15 protein-coding genes are annotated in these 16,857 nt (G+C 72.1%); 9 read left to right on the top strand and 6 right to left on the bottom strand.

Going from position 1 to position 16,857, the window contains the following annotated elements; translation table 11 throughout:
• The first annotated feature begins 36 nt into the window (after nucleotides 1-36).
• The 4 genes from OHA11_RS37385 (at nucleotide 37) to OHA11_RS37400 (ending at nucleotide 4,448) form a co-directional block, all read left to right on the top strand.
• Complete coding sequence (locus OHA11_RS37385) at nucleotides 37-1,065, top strand: HAD hydrolase-like protein (RefSeq protein ID WP_266503905.1); 1,029 nt, start codon at nucleotides 37-39, stop codon at nucleotides 1,063-1,065.
• Nucleotides 1,066-1,288: 223 nt separating this feature from the next.
• A complete protein-coding gene (locus OHA11_RS37390; RefSeq protein ID WP_266503908.1) occupies nucleotides 1,289-2,332 on the top strand; it encodes an iron ABC transporter permease in 1,044 nt (347 codons plus the stop codon).
• A gap of 83 nt (nucleotides 2,333-2,415) precedes the next feature.
• Nucleotides 2,416-3,417, top strand: coding sequence for an iron chelate uptake ABC transporter family permease subunit (locus OHA11_RS37395; protein ID WP_266507717.1), 1,002 nt, complete (start codon nucleotides 2,416-2,418; stop codon nucleotides 3,415-3,417).
• Between the two features lie 86 nt (nucleotides 3,418-3,503).
• Nucleotides 3,504-4,448: an ABC transporter ATP-binding protein gene (locus tag OHA11_RS37400; protein WP_266507719.1), complete on the top strand. Its 945-nt coding sequence runs from the start codon at nucleotides 3,504-3,506 to the stop codon at nucleotides 4,446-4,448.
• Between the two features lie 81 nt (nucleotides 4,449-4,529).
• On the opposite strand, the gene OHA11_RS37405 is transcribed toward OHA11_RS37400, so the two are convergent.
• Nucleotides 4,530-4,877, bottom strand: coding sequence for an SCP2 sterol-binding domain-containing protein (locus OHA11_RS37405; RefSeq protein ID WP_266503911.1), 348 nt, complete (start codon nucleotides 4,875-4,877; stop codon nucleotides 4,530-4,532).
• Nucleotides 4,878-5,069: 192 nt separating this feature from the next.
• Between OHA11_RS37405 and OHA11_RS37410 the strand changes: the two genes are divergently transcribed.
• From OHA11_RS37410 to OHA11_RS37430, 5 genes are all read left to right on the top strand, one after another.
• Nucleotides 5,070-5,528, top strand: a complete 459-nt coding sequence (locus OHA11_RS37410; protein WP_266507721.1) for a hypothetical protein — start codon at nucleotides 5,070-5,072, stop codon at nucleotides 5,526-5,528.
• A 7-nt stretch (nucleotides 5,529-5,535) separates the two neighbouring features.
• Nucleotides 5,536-6,351, top strand: coding sequence for a TlyA family RNA methyltransferase (locus OHA11_RS37415; protein WP_266503913.1), 816 nt, complete (start codon nucleotides 5,536-5,538; stop codon nucleotides 6,349-6,351).
• Nucleotides 6,348-7,253, top strand: coding sequence for an NAD kinase (locus tag OHA11_RS37420; RefSeq protein WP_266503915.1), 906 nt, complete (start codon nucleotides 6,348-6,350; stop codon nucleotides 7,251-7,253). The genes OHA11_RS37415 and OHA11_RS37420 overlap by 4 nt, the downstream gene beginning before the upstream one ends.
• A gap of 301 nt (nucleotides 7,254-7,554) precedes the next feature.
• Nucleotides 7,555-9,306, top strand: a complete 1,752-nt coding sequence (recN, locus tag OHA11_RS37425) for a DNA repair protein RecN (protein WP_266503917.1) — start codon at nucleotides 7,555-7,557, stop codon at nucleotides 9,304-9,306.
• Nucleotides 9,307-9,780: 474 nt separating this feature from the next.
• Nucleotides 9,781-10,917 (top strand): glycosyltransferase family 4 protein, encoded by a 1,137-nt coding sequence (locus OHA11_RS37430; protein WP_266503920.1) that lies wholly within the window; start codon nucleotides 9,781-9,783, stop codon nucleotides 10,915-10,917.
• 24 nt (nucleotides 10,918-10,941) lie between these two features.
• Here the strand turns inward: OHA11_RS37430 and OHA11_RS37435 are convergent, their stop codons facing one another.
• From OHA11_RS37435 to OHA11_RS37455, 5 genes are all read right to left on the bottom strand, one after another.
• The gene (locus tag OHA11_RS37435) at nucleotides 10,942-12,588 is read right to left on the bottom strand and encodes a PucR family transcriptional regulator (protein WP_266503923.1); all 1,647 of its coding nucleotides are present in this window, start codon (nucleotides 12,586-12,588) and stop codon (nucleotides 10,942-10,944) included.
• 50 nt (nucleotides 12,589-12,638) lie between these two features.
• Nucleotides 12,639-14,021 (bottom strand): FAD-binding oxidoreductase, encoded by a 1,383-nt coding sequence (locus OHA11_RS37440; protein ID WP_266503926.1) that lies wholly within the window; start codon nucleotides 14,019-14,021, stop codon nucleotides 12,639-12,641.
• Nucleotides 14,022-14,444: 423 nt separating this feature from the next.
• A complete protein-coding gene (locus OHA11_RS37445; RefSeq protein ID WP_266503929.1) occupies nucleotides 14,445-15,662 on the bottom strand; it encodes a CdaR family transcriptional regulator in 1,218 nt (405 codons plus the stop codon).
• A gap of 76 nt (nucleotides 15,663-15,738) precedes the next feature.
• On the bottom strand, nucleotides 15,739-15,987 hold the full coding sequence (locus OHA11_RS37450) for a hypothetical protein (protein WP_266503931.1): 249 nt from the start codon (nucleotides 15,985-15,987) through the stop codon (nucleotides 15,739-15,741).
• 189 nt (nucleotides 15,988-16,176) lie between these two features.
• Nucleotides 16,177-16,719: a nuclear transport factor 2 family protein gene (locus tag OHA11_RS37455; RefSeq protein WP_266503933.1), complete on the bottom strand. Its 543-nt coding sequence runs from the start codon at nucleotides 16,717-16,719 to the stop codon at nucleotides 16,177-16,179.
• Between the last annotated feature and the right edge of the window lie 138 nt (nucleotides 16,720-16,857).

Here is a 16,857-nt window from a genome sequence, read left to right on the forward strand (position 1 = left end):
ATCGGGGGAAAGGGATCGAACGAGGAGCGATGTGTAATGAGCCAGACCGTGAGGACGCGGCCCGAGGGCATTGACCGGGCCCTGAGCGAGGCGTACGACACGGCGCTGCTCGACCTGGACGGGGTGGTGTACGCGGGCGGGCACGCGATCGCGTACGCGGTCGACTCGCTCGGCACGGCCCGTGCGGGCGGGATGCGTCTGGCGTACGTGACGAACAACGCGCTGCGGACGCCCGACACCGTCGCGGCGCATCTCACGGAGCTGGGGATACCGACTGAGGAGTCGGACGTCATCACCTCGGCGCAGGCGGTGGCCAGGCTGATCAGCGAGCAGGTGCCGCAGGGGGCACGGGTTCTGGTGATCGGTGGGGAGGGGCTGCGGGTCGCGCTGCGCGAGCGCGGGCTGGAGCCGGTCGAGTCGGCCGAGGACGAGCCGGTGGCGGTCGTGCAGGGGTACGGGGGGCCCGATCTGGCGTGGGGCCGTTTCGCGGAGGCCTGCTATGCCATCGCGCGCGGGGTGCCGTGGTTCGCGTCCAACACCGATCTGACGATTCCGAGCGCACGGGGGATCGCCCCGGGCAACGGCGCGGCCGTGGAGGTCGTACGGATCGCGACCGGCGCCGAGCCGCAGGTGGCGGGCAAGCCGTTGCCGCCGATGCACCGCGAGACGATCCTGCGGACCGGGGCGGAGCGCCCGCTGGTGGTGGGGGACCGGCTCGACACGGACATCGAGGGCGCGTTCAACGGCGAGGTGGACTCGCTGCTGGTGCTGACCGGTGTGACCGACGGGGCGCAGCTCCTCGCCGCGCCGCCGGAGCACCGGCCGACGTATGTCGACGCCGATCTGCGGGGGATGCTGACCGGGCAGCCGGAGGTCGTCGAGGCGGGCGAAGGGTTCCGCTGTGGGGGCTGGACGGCGACGGCCGGTGGCGAACGGCTGGAACTGGAGGGCGAGGGCGAGGCGATGGACGGGCTGCGGGCGCTGTGTGCCGCCGCCTGGACGGCCGCGGGGGATGGGGCGTGCGAGCTGGACGGGGGGAAGGCGCTGGCGCGGCTGGGGCTTTGAGCGCGGGTGCGGAGGGTGCGGAGGGTGCGGAGGGTGCGACGGCTTCCTCGGCTTCCTCGGCTTCCTCGGCTTCCTCGAACTCCTTGGACTGCTTGGATTCCTTGGTTCCGCGGCCTCCGTGGGCCCTTCGGCGGGGCTCCGGAGTGCGGCCTCAAGAGGAAGGTCGCGCAGGTCACCGCATACGCGGATCGAGCTCGCGGGGAGGGTAGGCTAACCTAACTGCGTGTTGGTCGACAGTCCCTCTGTACCGCGCGCGGAGACCGCCCCCGCGCCCCCAACCCGCCGGGCGATACGGGCCGCTGGGCTCTTCGTGTCCCTCGCCGTGCTGGTGCTCGTCGCGTTGGCGAGTATCGCGATCGGCGCAAAAGAGCTGTCCCTGGAGCAGGTCTGGCACGGCTTGTTCGAGGACACCGGAACGTACGGCGACGTCGTGGTGAGCGAGCGGCTGTCGCGTACGGTCCTCGGGCTGCTCGTGGGCGCCGCGCTCGGCCTTTCCGGGGCAGTCCTCCAGGCGCTGACCCGCAATCCGCTCGCCGACCCGGGACTGCTCGGCATCAACGCGGGCGCGTCCGCCGCGGTCGTCACGGCCATCACCTTCTTCGGTGTCACCTCGCTGAGCGGCTATGTGTGGTTCGCCTTCGCGGGGGCGGCCGTCGTCGGGGCGCTCGTGTACTTCCTCGGCGGCAGCCGGGGTGCCACACCGGTGCGGCTCGCGCTCGCCGGCACCGCGATCAGCGCCGCGCTCTACGGCTATCTGCAGGCCGTGATGATCATGGACGAGGCGGCGCTCGGCAAGATGCGCTTCTGGACGGTCGGTTCGCTGGCCTCTGCAACGAACACGACCATCGAGCAGGTGCTGCCGTTCCTCGTGATCGGCACGGTCCTCGCGCTGGCACTCGCCCGGCCGCTGAACGCCATGGCCATGGGCGACGACACCGCCCGCGCGCTCGGGGCACATCTGAACCGCACCCGCGGGCTGTCGATGGCCGCCGCGACCGTGCTCTGCGGGGCCGCGACCGCCGCCTGCGGGCCGATCGTCTTCGTCGGGCTGATGGTTCCGCACGTCGTACGGTCCTTCACCGGGCCCGACCTGCGCTGGATCCTGCCGTACGCCACCGTGCTGTCACCGGTGCTGCTGCTCGGTGCCGATGTCATCGGCCGGATGATCGCCCGGCCCGCGGAGCTCCAGGTCGGCATCGTCACCGCGATCCTCGGCGGGCCGGTCTTCATCTTTCTCGTACGACGGCGGAGGACGGCGCAGCTGTGAAGCCCCCACGCAACCAGACCGGACAAGATCAGCCGGGTTCCGTCCGGGCCTTTCGTACTCGGACCGTTCGTGCCGGTGGCGGGCTGTCGGTCCGTTTCGATGTCCGCGCGTTCACGGTCGTCGCGCTGTTGCTCGTGGCCGCGCTCACCGCGAGTGTCGTGCTCATCGGCACCGGCGACTTCCCGATACCGGCGGCCGACGTCCTCAGGACGTTGCTCGGCAACGGCGACGCGGGCCAGGAGTTCATCGTCAACGAGCTGCGCCTGCCGCGGGTCCTGGTAGGGCTCCTGGTGGGAGCCTCGCTCGGGCTCGGCGGCGCGCTCTTCCAGGCCATCTCCCGCAATCCGCTGGGCAGTCCGGACGTACTCGGTCTCGGGCAGGGTGCGACGGCCGGCGCGCTCGTGATGATCGTGCTGTTCCCGGGGAGCGCCACCCAGGTCACCGTCGGGGCGCTGGTCGGCGGCCTGGTGACCGGGCTCGCCATCTATGTGCTCGCCTGGAAGCGGGGTGTGCACGGATATCGGCTGGTTCTGGTCGGTATCGGTGTCGCCGCGATCGTCACGGCCGTCAACGGCTATCTGATCACCAAGGCCGACCTCGTCGACGCGGCCCGCGCCATCGTCTGGATGACCGGTTCGCTCAACGGCCGTGACTGGGCCCAGGTCTGGCCGCTGCTCGGGCTGTGCGCCGTCCTCGTACCGCTGGTTCTCGGCAACGCGCGCGGGCTGCGGATGCTGGAGATGGGCGACGACGTGGCGTACGCGCTCGGTGTCCGGGTCGAGCGGACGCGGCTGCTGCTGATGGTGGCCGCCGTGCTGCTCACCGCGTCCGCCACCGCGGCCGCGGGTCCGGTCGGCTTCGTCGCGCTCACCGCACCGCAGCTCGCGAGGCGCCTCACCCGCTCGCCGGGACCCAACCTGGTGCCCGCGATGTGCATGGGCGCCACCCTGCTGGTCGTCGCGGACTGGGCCTCGCAGCGGGCCTTCGGTGCCGACCAGTTGCCCGTCGGCGTCGTGACCGGAGTGCTCGGCGGTGTCTATCTGCTGTGGCTCCTGGTCACCGAGCGGAAGGCGGGCCGGATATGAATGCCGACGACGGGACCAGTACGGCCGCCGGCGACATGGCGAGTACGGCCGCCGATGACACGACACGTATGGCCGTCGACGACACGATGAGCGCGGCCGATGACGACTCGATGAGCGCGGCCGATGACGGCAAGTCGCGTACGGCCGTCGACCGCAAGACGAGTACGGGCGCCGATGGCGGGCCGCACGTGAACACCCGAAGGAGCACTGTGAACCGCCTGTCCGCCGAGAACGTCACCCTCGCCTACGACCAGCGCGTCATCGCCGAGCAGTTGTCGGTCGAGATACCGGACAACTCGTTCACGGTGATCGTCGGCCCGAACGCCTGCGGCAAGTCCACGCTGCTGCGCGCGCTGTCCCGCATGCTGAAGCCGCGCCAGGGCCGGGTGCTGCTCGACGGGCAGGTCATCCAGTCGCTGCCCGCGAAGAAGGTGGCCAGGACGCTCGGGCTGCTGCCGCAGTCGTCGATCGCGCCGGACGGGATCACCGTCGGCGACCTCGTGGGGCGCGGGCGCTACCCGCACCAGGGGCTGTTGCGTCAGTGGTCGACCGAGGACGAGCGGATCGTGCGCGAGTCCATGACCTCGACCGGAGTCGCCGAACTGGCCGACCGATACGTCGACGAACTCTCCGGAGGCCAGCGCCAGCGCGTGTGGATCGCCATGGCACTCGCCCAGCAGACTCCGCTGCTGCTGCTCGACGAGCCGACGACCTATCTCGACATCCAGCACCAGATCGACGTGCTCGACCTGTGCGCGGAACTCCACGAGGAGCAGGGCCGCACCCTGGTCGCCGTACTGCACGACCTCAACCACGCGGCCCGGTACGCCACTCACCTGATCGCCCTGCGCGAGGGCTCGGTGATCGCCGAGGGCGCCCCGGCCGACATCGTCACGGCCGAGCTGGTCGAGGAGGTCTTCGGACTGCGCTGCCAAGTCATCGACGACCCGGAGACGGGTACGCCGCTGGTGGTGCCGGCGGCGCGGAAGGCACGTACGTCCGCCGCGTCCGTCGGAGTCACGAAGAGTTAGTGCTCCCGGAGGGCGCAGGATGATCGCCGAGGGCCGACCGGGCGATGCGGAGCAGGAGCAGGATCAGGATCAGGATCAGGATCAGAGGAGCTTTCTGAGCCTGAGCAGGTCGCGCAGGCCCGCTTCGAGCTTGACGCGGCCCGAGCCCCAGGCCTTCGCGAAGTTCAGCTCGCCGTCGACCATCGCGACCAGGTCGTCGCCGGCCATCGTGAGCCGGATCTCGGACTTGTCGGGTGGTGGGCCCTGGACCGTGTCGAGCACCTCGATCCGGCCGTCCTGGAGACGGCCGACGAAGGTGACGTCGAGGTCGGTGATATGGCAGCTCAGCGAGCGGTCCAACGCCGCCGCGCTGCGTACGTCGCCGTCCGCGCCCGCCATGTTGTCCGAGAGCTTGTCGAGTGCGCTGCGGCACTCCTCAATCGTGGCCATCGCGATCGACGGTACCTCAGTGCTTCGCGGTAGCGTCGAGTCATGAGCGACTCCATGACCGGCCCGGAGACGGGAGCCTTCGACACGGGGCCCTTCGGTGCGGAGGGTCACGTTCCGGCCGAGGGCGTGCCCGGGCCCGTGTCCGAGCCGGTTCCGATGCCGGTACCGGGTTCGGCTCCGGCTCCGGCTCCGGTGCCGTCCGCGGATCCCGAAGCCACGGCCCGGCCCGAAGCCGAAGCTGTAGCCGAGGCCGTAGCCGGACCTGAGGCCCGAGCCGAGGCGGCGCCCGTCGCGGAACCCGGGCCTGACTCGGTATCCGAACCCGACTCGGCACCCGAACCCGACTCGGCACCCGAACCCGACTCGGCACCCGAGGACGATCCCGCCGCCCCCGCTCCGCTGCACGTGCCGCGTACGCCCACGGGCAACGCCGAGGCCGACGCCCTGCTGGACCGGCTGGCCGATGTGGACCACCTCGCCACGGACGGGCACGTCGAGGTGTACGAGGATGTGCACCGGGGGCTGCGCGACGCGCTCACCGCGCTCGACGCCCGCCCGGGACCTCCGGTTCCCACCCGCCACCCGACCACCACCCCTCAACGAGGCCCTGCGGGCCGCCCATCCGATTCTTCGTACGTACACAGGAGCTGAACCGAACGTGGCAGGAGTGGCACGACGCCGCCTCGACGCCGAGCTGGTCCGGCGCAAGCTCGCCCGCTCGCGCGAGCACGCCGGACAGCTGATCGCCGCCGGGCGGGTCACCGTCGGCAAGACTCTCGCGACCAAGCCCGCCACCCAGGTGGAGACCGCCGCCCCCATCCTGGTCGCCCAGGACGACAACGACCCCGACTACGTCTCGCGCGGCGGCCACAAGCTCGCCGGGGCGCTGGAGGCCTTCGTTCCGCTCGGTCTGGAGGTCGAGGGGCGCAGGGCGCTGGACGCCGGCGCCTCGACCGGCGGTTTCACCGATGTACTGCTGCGCGCGGGCGTCGCCCACGTCGTCGCCGTGGACGTCGGCTACGGGCAGTTGGCCTGGTCTCTTCAGAGTGATGAACGCGTCACCGTCAAGGACCGTACGAACGTACGCGAGTTGACGTTGGAGGCGATCGATGGGGAGCCGGTGGATCTTATTGTCGGTGACTTGTCCTTCATCCCGCTCGGCCTGGTGCTGCCCGCCCTTGTGCGGTGCGCGGCGCCCGGAGCCGACCTGGTGATGATGGTCAAGCCGCAGTTCGAGGTGGGCAGGGAACGGCTCGGGAGCGGCGGAGTCGTCCGCAGCCCCGAGCTACGGGCGGACGCCGTACGCGGTGTGGCCCGGCAGGCGGGGGAACTGGGACTCGGGGTGAACGGTGTGACGGCCAGCCCGCTGCCCGGGCCCTCGGGGAATGTCGAGTACTTTCTGTGGCTGCGTGCCGGGGCACCCGCACTGGACCCGGCCGACGTTGACCGTGCAGTGGCGGAGGGGCCGCGTTGACACAGACCCGAGCTCGTACTGTTTTTCTGCTCGCCCACACCGGACGGCCCGCGGCCATCCGCAGTGCCGAGCTCGTCGTCCAGGGGCTGGTGCGTTCCGGTCTCGGCGTACGGGTCCTGGAGGCGGAGGCGGCCGATCTGCCGTTGCCGGCGAGCGTGGAGCTCGTCAAGGAGGCGACACCGGAGTGCCTCGACGGGTGTGAGCTGCTGATCGTCCTCGGCGGTGACGGGACGCTGCTGCGCGGCGCCGAGTTCGCCCGCGCCTCCGGGGTGCCCATGCTCGGCGTCAACCTCGGGCGTGTCGGCTTCCTCGCGGAGGCCGAGCGCGACGACCTCGACAAGGTCGTCGACCGGGTGGTGACGAAGGCGTACGAGGTCGAGGAGCGGATGACCGTCGACGTCGTCGTGCACAGCAACGGCGATGTCGTCCACACGGACTGGGCGCTCAACGAGGCCGCCGTGCAGAAGGCGGGGGCCGAGAAGCTCCTGGAGGTCGTGCTGGAGATCGACGGGCGGCCGGTGACCGGGTTCGGGTGCGACGGGATCGTACTGTCGACGCCGACCGGGTCGACGGCGTACGCGTTCTCCGCGGGCGGGCCCGTGGTGTGGCCGGAGGTGGAGGCGCTGCTCATGGTGCCGATCAGCGCGCACGCCCTGTTCGCCAAACCGCTGGTGACCTCGCCGAACTCGGTGCTGGCCGTGGAGGTCCTGCCGCACATCCCGCCCGGGGTGCTGTGGTGCGACGGTCGCCGCACGATCGAACTGCCGCCCGGCGCCCGGGTGGAGGTCCGCCGGGGGGCCGTGCCGGTGCGGTTGGCGCGGCTGCACCATGCCTCGTTCACCGATCGGCTCGTCGCCAAGTTCGCGTTGCCGGTGGCGGGGTGGCGGGGCGCTCCGCACTGAGTGCTCCGCAGGGAGCGGGGCTTGTCGTTGGTTTGGTGCGGGCCGGTGGGGGCTGGTCGCTCCCCCACTCTCGGCTTCGCTCGAGCGGGGGGACCCCCATCGCGGCGGAGCCGCATATCGACACAGCCCCGCGCCCCTGAAAGACGGGGCTACGCCCCTGTCTTTCGTCTTTAGGGTGCGCGGCGAACTGCGCGACCAGCCCCCACGCGCCCGCAGCCGGGGGACGGGCAATTCGGTCAACCGCACCTGGGGGTTTGTGGAGGGACTGGGGCCGCGTCGCGCCGGGTGGCCGAAACCTCGTATGGTCATGTCCGTGTTGGAGGAGATGCGGATACGGTCGCTCGGAGTCATCGACGACGCGGTCGTCGAGCTGTCACCCGGCTTCACCGCCGTGACCGGTGAGACCGGCGCGGGCAAGACGATGGTGGTCACCAGCCTGGGCCTGCTGCTGGGCGGGCGCGCGGACCCGGCCCTCGTGCGGATCGGGGCCAAGAACGCGGTCGTGGAGGGGCGGATCTCCGTCCCCGACGGTGCCTCGGCCGTCCTACGGGCCGAGGAGGCGGGCGCGGAGCTCGACGACGGGGTGCTGCTCATCAGCCGTACCGTTTCCGCCGAGGGACGATCACGAGCACACCTGGGCGGGCGTTCCGTGCCGGTGGGGCTGCTCGCCGAGCTCGCCGACGACCTGGTGGCCGTGCACGGCCAGACCGATCAGCAGGGGTTGCTCAAACTGTCCCGGCAGCGGCAGGCCCTCGACCGGTACGCGGGCGACGCCGTCGCCGTACCGCTCGCCAAGTACGCGGGCGCCTACCGACGGCTGCGCGCCATCTCCACCGAGCTGGACGAGATCACCACGCGCGCGCGGGAGCGTGCCCAGGAAGCCGACATGCTGCGCTTCGGGCTCGACGAGATCGCCGCGGTGGAGCCGCGGGCGGGCGAGGACGTCGAACTGGCGGCCGAAGCCGAGCGGCTCGGGCACGCGGAGGCGCTGGCGTCCGCCGCCACGGCCGCGCACGCCGCCCTCGCGGGCAATCCCGAGGACCCGGAGGCCATCGACGCCACGACGCTCGTCGCGGGCGCGCACCGGGCCCTGGAGGCCGTACGGTCCCACGACGCGGCCCTCGGCGCGCTGGCCGGCCGCATCGGGGAGATCGGGATCCTGCTGGGCGATGTGGCGGGGGAGCTGGCGGGGTACGCCGACGACCTCGACGCGGACCCGCTGCGGCTCGCGGCGGTCGAGGAGCGGCGCGCGGCGCTCACCGCGCTGACCCGCAAGTACGGGGAGCACGGCGAGGGCACGGCTACGGTCCTGACCTGGGCGGAACAAGGAGTCGCGCGACTCCTGGAGCTGGACGGCGACGACGACCGGATCGGCGAGCTGACGGCCGAGCGGGACGCGCTGCGGGCCGAACTGGGCGGGCTGGCACAGGGGTTGACGGACGCCCGTACGGAGGCCGCCGAGCGCTTCGCCGCCGCCGTGACCGCCGAACTCGCCTCGCTCGCCATGCCGCACGCGCGCGTGTCGTTCGAGATCCGGCAGACCGAGGACCCGGAGGGCGTGGAGGTCGGCGGCCGGCCGGTCTCGTACGGGCCCGCCGGGGTCGACGAGGTGGAACTGCTCCTCGCTCCGCATCCGGGGGCGCCGCCGCGGCCCATCGCCAAGGGGGCGTCCGGTGGTGAGCTGTCGCGCGTCATGCTGGCCGTCGAGGTCGTGTTCGCGGGTACGGATCCGGTGCCGACGTATCTCTTCGACGAGGTCGACGCGGGTGTCGGCGGCAAGGCCGCGGTCGAGATCGGGCGGCGGCTCGCGCGGCTCGCCAAGAGCGCGCAGGTCGTTGTCGTCACCCATCTCCCCCAGGTGGCCGCCTTCGCCGACCGGCAGTTGCTGGTCGAGAAGACGAACGACGGGTCGGTGACCCGGTCCGGGGTGAAGGTCCTGGAGGGCGAGGCGCGGGTACGGGAGCTGTCGCGGATGCTGGCCGGGCAGGAGGACTCGGAGACGGCCCGGGCGCACGCGGAGGAGTTGCTGGCGGCGGCCCGGAGCGACGGGTAGCCGCCGCTCCGCGGCGGGCGCCGTGTGCCGCTCCGCGGCAGGACGCTCACCCGCTCCGCGGGCCGAACTCCGCCGCTCCGCGGCGGTTTCCCCGCCCACCAGCCCGTGTTGAGCGCTCCGCGCTCCGCGATTCCTGCCTGCTCCGCGAGTCCCGCGCGCTCCGCGAGTCCCGCGCGCTCCCTGAATTCCGCGCGCCCCCTGAATTCCGCGCGCTCCGCGAATCCTGCCCGCTCCCCGAGTCCCACCCGCTCCGCAAACCAACCACCGTCCACCTCTCACTAATGTGAGTGATCACCCGCACCCCCTCTCCGCCACCCAAAGCCACCCCACCCCCACCCCACCCTCTCGATGGTCCGCAACTCCCGCGAGCCCTGGCATCCTTAGAAGAGGAGCCCGAGCGGTACACCCCCACCGCGCGTTCTTTCTGTACGTTTCTTCGTGACCGCCCGACGCCGAACCAGGAGCCCCGGCCACGTGAGCCACGTGAGCAGCCACTCACCGCCCGGACAGTCGCCGCTGCGCACTGTCCAAGTGCTCGGCGGCGGCAGCGCGGGCAGCTGTGCCCATGTGCGGTCGCTGACCTCGGGGCTCGTCGAACGGGGCGTGCGGGTCACCGTGTGCGCCCCGGCCACGGCCGACCACACGTACGACTTCAGCGGTGTCGGAGCCGAGCACGTGCACGTGCCGAGGCGGAACGATCCGACCTCCATGGCCGTGCTGCGGGCGGCCTGCGCGGACGCCGACCTGGTGCACGCGCACGGGCTGCACTCCGCGTTGCGGGCCGCGCTCGCGCTCAGCGGACGGCGCGTCCCGCTCGTCGTCACCCTGCACTCCCGCCCGTACGCCGAGGGCGCGCGGGCGCATCTGCTGCGCCTCCTTGAGCGGCGCGTGGCCAAGGCCGCCTCCGTGGTCCTCGGATCCTCGTCCGACCTCGTGGACCGGGCCCGCAGCAGGGGAGCGCGGGACGCGCGGCTCGCCGCGGTCGCGCTGCCCGCCCCGCGCAGGCCCGCCGAGGGCGAGGACGCCGACCGGCTGCGTCCCAAGGCGCGTGCCGAACTCGGCGCGACCGACCGGCCGTTGCTGATGACCGTCGGCTCCCTCGAACGGCACCGGGGGTACGACACGCTGCTGGACGCCACGCGCGCGTGGCGGCGGCTCGATCCCGTACCGCTGCTGGTGGTCGCCGGGGAGGGTCCGCTGCGCGGTGAACTCCAGCAGCGCATCGAGAACGAGGGGCTGCCCGTGCGTCTCGTCGGCCGACGGGACGACATCGGGGAGCTGCTCGCCGCCGCCGATCTCGCGCTGCTGCCCGGCAGTTGGGAATCGCGCTCCGTGCTGGCCCAGGAAGCCCTCCACGCGCGCGTGCCGCTCGTCGCGGCTGCCGCCGGAGGCATCCCCGAACTCGTCGGCGACGCCGCCGAACTCGTCCCGCACGGCGACTCCGAAGCGCTCGCCGAGGCCGTCGCGGATCTTCTCACCGACCCCGACCGGCGGGAACTCCTCAAGGACAAGGGCACGCTCCAGGCGGCCACTTGGCCGACCGAGGACGAGACGGTGGCCCAGGTCCTCAGCGTGTACGACGAGTTGACCAAGCCCTTGCCGCTGCCGTAGGACCGCTCGAGAACGGGGCGGCGGCTACGGGACGAGTCTGCGGGCCCGCAGCGCCAGGCTGAGCGCCAGCACCGTCTGCGGGTCGTCGAGGTCCGTCCCGAGCAACTCCCCGATCCTCGCGAGCCGGTTGTAGAGCGTCTGCCGGTTGAGGTGCAGCTCGCGCGCGGTCTCCGCCTTGCGGCCCGCGTGCGCCAGATACGTCTCCAGGGTGGGCAGCAGCGGCGGCTTGGAGCGATGGTCGTGGTCGCGGAGCGGGCCGATCGCGCGGTCCACGAAGGCGGCCAGGTCCGGCTGGTCCCGCAGGCGCCACAGCAACAGGTCGATGTCCAGGCGACGGGCGTCGTACCAGGGGCGGTCGGACAGCCCCTGGGCCGCCGTGGCCGTCTCGGCCGCGTGCCGCAGGCCGGCCGACGCGGCCGTCCAGCCGCCCGCCACGCCGACCACCACGACCGGCGGCTGCGCCCCCGGACGCTGCATGCCCGCCCGCTCCACACCGGCCCGCAGCGCCGCCGCGACGCGGTCCGCGACCGTCGACCGCTCGGACTCCGAGCGCAGCCCCAGCAGCAGCGGTACGCGGCCCTCGACAGGGCGTACGCCCAGCAGGACCGGCACCCCCACCGAGGCCAGCTCCTCGGCGACCGCGCGCGCCAGGACGGCCCAACCCCCGCCGGGGGACAGCCCGTCGGTGAGCCGCATCACCACCGGGAGCAGCGGCCCCGGGCCCGGCTTGAAGCCGAGCACCCGGGCCTGCGCGGGCGCGTCCTCGGCGGCGACGCGGCCCTCGGCGAGGTCGGTGAGGAAGTCGCCCCGGCCGCGCGCCGCCAGCTCCTCCTCCTGGCGGGCCTGCATCAGGACCACGGCGAGGATGCCAGCGGCCTGCTCGGCCGCCATACGGTGCACGGGTGCGAGCGGGGCGTGCGGGGCGTTCACGGGCAGCAGGACGAGCCGGGCGCGGACCGAACCGGTGCCGGGCCCGCCGCCGGGCACCTCCACCAGGACCGACCCCGCCGGCGGATCCTCCTTGTGCTGGCCGCGCAGCCCCTCCCACACCTGGAGCGGATCGGCGTTCGCGGGGCCGCTCCCGGCGGCGTACAGGAGCTGACCGTCCGGGGTCTCCAGGAAGACCGGGTTGCCGCTGAAGTCGGCCAGGATGCCGAGGACCTGGGGGATACCGCCTCCGCCGAGCAGGGCTTGCGTGCAGCGCCGGTGTACCGCCTCGGCGCGCTGGAGCAGCGCGTAGTGGCCGTTGACGATCTCGGTGTGGATCTCCTCGGTGACCGCCACGAACGCCACCTCGCGGTGCAGTTGGACGAGCGGCAGACCGGCCGTCCGCGCCGTCTCCACGAGGGCCGCGGGCAGCCGGGTGAAGCGCGTGCCCAGTTCCACGACGAGGGCCGCGATGCCGCGCTCGGCGAGGGTGCGGACGAAGGCGCGCTGGTCGGCGGGGCGGGTGCCGAGCCCGTACCCCGTGGTCAGGAGCAGTTCGCCGCCCTTCAGCAGGGATGCGATGTTCGGTACCTCGCCCGCGTGCACCCAGCGCACGGTACGGTCCAGCCGGTCGGCGCCCGCGAGGATCTCCGGCAGGCCGCCGCGCAGCCCGGGCAGCTCCAGGGCCCGCCGCACGGTGATCCCGCCGCCGCGCGCGTCCGGTGTGTCGATACGGCTGTCCATGACGCGGACGCTACCTCGTCCTCCACCTGCCGTGAGGTGCCGGACAGGGCCTACGCGGGCGGGATGTTGTGGTTGAAGCGGAACACGTTGTCCGGGTCGTACTGGGCCTTCACCCACGCCAGCCGCCGGGTGTTCTCGGTGCCCAGGCCCGCCTCCACCCGGTCCTCGCCCTCGTCGCCGATGAAGTTGAGGTAGACCGCGCCGGTGCTCCACGGCCGGACGTCGGCGCGCACGTCCCGCACCCACTGGACGCAGCGCTCGTCGTCCGCGGGGTCCTCCCAGATGCCGAAGGGGTGCACTGCCCAGGCCGCGTCCCGGTACGGCACCGGGTACGCGCGGGGGCCGTCGGCGACCGCGCCGCCCAGCGGGAACAGCATGTGCTTGGTTCGGGTGGGCACGGGCATCGTGTCCGCGCGGGCGCAGAAGACGTCCACGAACTCGTCGGGCGCGCCCGTCAGGTACTCCGCCGACCAGTAGTTCCGCATCCCCGGCGGATCGTCGATCATGCACTGGAGGTCCGCGTACGGGATCGCCGTGACGATCTCCACCTCGTGCGGCAGTGCCAGCAGGGGCTGGGCGGTCTTACGCAGGTCGTCCTCGCTGCCCGCGTACGTCACGAGGGCCCCGCACAGCAGCGTGCCGACCAGGTGCTCGGGGACGAACTCCTCGGGCGGTCCGGTCAGGTAGAGCACGCCGCCGCCCGCCTCCACCGGCCCGGTCTCCATGATCTCGCGGAAGACGCGGGTCACCTCCGGGCCCGACTCGGGGCGATACAGCACCAGGGCCATCGCGAACTCGGGCAGCTCGTGCAGTTTCAGGGTCAGCGCGGTCGCGACGCCGAAGTTCCCGCCGCCGCCGTGCAGGGCCCAGAACAGCTCGGGGTTCTCCTCGGCGCTCGCGTGGACCGCAGAGCCGTCGGCGGTCACCAGATCGACGCCGAGCAGGTTGTCGACCGCGAGCCCGAACGTCCGCTCCAGCCAGCCGCTTCCGCCGCCCAGTACGAAGCCGCCGACCCCGGTGGTCGAGGCGCGGCCCCCGGTGGTCGCCAGGTGGTGCGGCTCGGTGGCGCGGTCCATGTGGCTCATCGTCGCGCCGCCCCCGACGCGTACGGCCGCGGCCCCGGGGTGGACCGTCACCTCGTGCATCCGGCGCAGGTCGACGACCAGACCGCCGTCGTTCAAGGCCATGCCCGCCACGCTGTGGCCGCCGCCGCGTACCGCGATCTTCAGGTCCAGGTCCCGGGCGAACCGCACCGACCGGGTGACGTCGGCCTCGTTCGCGCACTGCGCGATCACTGCCGGACGCCGGTCGATCATCGCGTTGAAGACCGTCCGGGCCTCGTCGTACCCCGGATCCTCAGGAGCGAAGACGTCACCGACGAGGTCCTCGCGGAGCGCGGCGAGCGCCGCACCCGCCTTCGAGAGGGAAGCCATGGCCGCCCCCCTTCCAGAGCAGGGGCATACACGTACTTCCCAGGCTAGGCGGGCAGGGCCCATCGGTCGCGCCGAGCCCGCGGGCCGGCCGTCGTGCGGCTCCCCTGGGAGCCCGGGGCAGTCGCACGGACCGCGTGACGGCCCTCGGTGCAGGTTCCCCTCACCGCTGGCCATTGACTGGGCTGTCACCTGCGGGTTCCGATGCGGTCCCGATGGTCTGTCCACGGTTCTGTTCCATGATCGTGATCCTCTCCTCGGGCTGTCCCGTTCGCTCGGCCTCTGTGAGCCGCGTGAGAGACGGTCGGAGCCGGTGCGCGAGGGCGGGGTCCCAGAGTTCGATCTCGCCTGCGAGCAGGCCGAGAGATACGCCCGTCTCCGGGTTCGTACTTCGAGCGATGCCCGCCCACTCCACCCGCGGCGGGGTTATCCTCTGCGCTCCGAGCGGCGCGCCTCGGTTCGATCCTCGACGGGTTGGTGGTCGGGCGTCAGGTGCCGGGCGAGCAGCAGCGCGGCCCACAGCTGCAGCCGTCTCTCGGTGAGAGGCCGGTCCAGCATCTGCTCCGCCCGGCGCAGCCGGTAGGTGACGGTGTTCTTCGCGACCACCAGCCGGTCGGCCGTAGCCTGCGTCCGCCCCTGGTGCTCGAACCAGGACAGCACTGTCTCGCGCAGGGCGGGCGCCAGCGGGTCCTCGTTCCTGCCGAGATCCCCGAGTTCGCGCGCGACGAACTCACTGGCCTGTTCACGGTCGGTCGTCATCATCGCGACGACATCGACATCGGCGTAGCGGACGACATCGCCGTGGGGCACCGCGGAGTGCTGGGCCACCCGCGCGGCTTCGAGGGCCTCGCGATGCGACCGGCGGAACCCCTCGATCCCATACCCAGGCTCCCCCAGGAAGAGCAGCGTCCCCGGACGGGCGAGACGGTCGTCGACCGGCGGTGGCGGTACGTCCCTGGCCAGGGCACACCAGGCCCACACCGCGGTCCGGCCGACCGGCATGACGAGTCTCGCCGTGGCTCCGAGCGCGTCGATCGTCGCGGACGCAGCACGGTGGACCACCGTCGCGTCGGCGTGGCCTGGTGTCGCGTGCTGGAGCACCAACGCGACGTGCAGCCGCCCGTCCAACTGGTAGCCCAGCGTGCGGGACGCCGCGGCCACGTCGACCGGACCGCCGTCGAGGATCGACCGCACCGCCTCGTCACGCGCGGCGTTGGCGCTGCTCAGCCAGGCGCGCTCCTCCTCGTGATAGGTCTCGGAGGCCCCACGGGCGAAACCGTCCACGTAGGTGAAGAGCAGCCGGGAGACCAGGGCGAGCTGCTCGGGCTGCTGCTCGACGGGTACGAGGGTGCGGCAGGCCTCGATGAAGGACTCGGCCAGGAGTGCGTGTCCCAGCCTGATGGAGGCCCACACCTGGTCCAGCGTGATCCGGCGGTGGACGAACTCCCGCATCTGCCGGTCCCCCTCGGCCGTAAGGCCGGCCTGCTCGACCTTGCCCGCGTCCAGCGCGACCAGCAGGTGCAGCGCTACGGACTCGGGCCCCAGCCGCTTGGTGGCGAGGACGGCCTCGCTGCCGCCGAACACCGGATCGGCCTCGATGTTCCGCAGTGCGACGCGGTATCCGAGTTCCACCGCCCACGCCACCGGGCCCTCCCCGAGACGGGTACGCGCCGCCGCCAGGGTCTCCGGCAGGCACACTGGGTCAGGGACGGCCGGCCCATCAGGACGCAGCCGGCGCACCCAGCTCCCTGGTTCCGAGGCTGCGGTTCCACTCACCGTTGTCCCCCTCTGCCGGCTTGTTGTCCTCCTCTGCCGGGTCCGCCGGGTCCCGCCGTTCCGCGGCATCGCCAAGCAGGCTGGACAGGAGGTGCCGGAGTTCGGCCGGACCGGGCTCCAGTACTACCCGGTCATCCATCACATGACCACGAACACAGACCACGAATTTCGCGATCGAGATCGACGGTGACACGGCCTGTTCCTGCCACTACCTGTACGTTGCCCACTTCTCCGACGACGGCACCGTCACCAGAGGTCCCGACGAATCCGTCGCCGCTTCCGCCGCTTCCGCCACTTCGTACTGCACGGCGTCGAGCGTTGCGCGTGCCTCCGCAGCCACGCCCCGGACCGGGTCTTCGGTCCGGGGCTGTGGGCGTACGGATCAGGCTCCGGCCGTGGGCAACTCGAAGTCCGGGAACTCCTCGACGACCGAACCCTCGGGGATGGCGTCGTTGTCCTCCGCGCTGCCGAAAGCACGCCACAACTCATAGGCGATCTCGCGCGAGATCCGGCCGTCGCGCATCTCGAAGATGTGCACGAGACGCATGTTCATCCTGGTGCCGATCGGGTAGGGCAGGTTCGGCATCTTGTCCCCGATCACCGTGACCTCGGCGATCTGGTCGTCGAAGACGAACTGCTCGGTGGCGAACCGGCGCAGGGAGGTGGTCTTGTGAAAGCCAACGGTCTTGAAGATGTCGTGGTACGCCGACAGCACCTCCTTCGGGTCGGTGTAGATCATCCCGCGGCTGGGCGCCTCCCAGCTGATGTCGTCGGCGTAGAGGGCAACGGCCTTCTCGACGTCTTCGGGGTTCTCGTTGTGGAAGTGCGCTTCGATCACCGCGAGGTTGCGGGCGACGATCTCGTCGCGGGTGAGCTCGCTGTCGAGGCGGGTGTCGGTGAGCACGTCGACGTGGCTGAGAGTCATCTTCTTTTTCCTTCGGGTCGGCGGGTGGTGTAAACGGGTTTCCTTTGGGTCGGTGGGTGGTGCAGACGCGCGGACGGGGCGTGGGTCAGGGCGGTCGGGACGGCTCGTTCGTCCGCGGCGGCGGGTACGGCGGGGCGG

Source organism: Streptomyces sp. NBC_00878 (assembly GCF_026341515.1).
Taxonomy (GTDB): Bacteria; Actinomycetota; Actinomycetes; order Streptomycetales; family Streptomycetaceae; genus Streptomyces.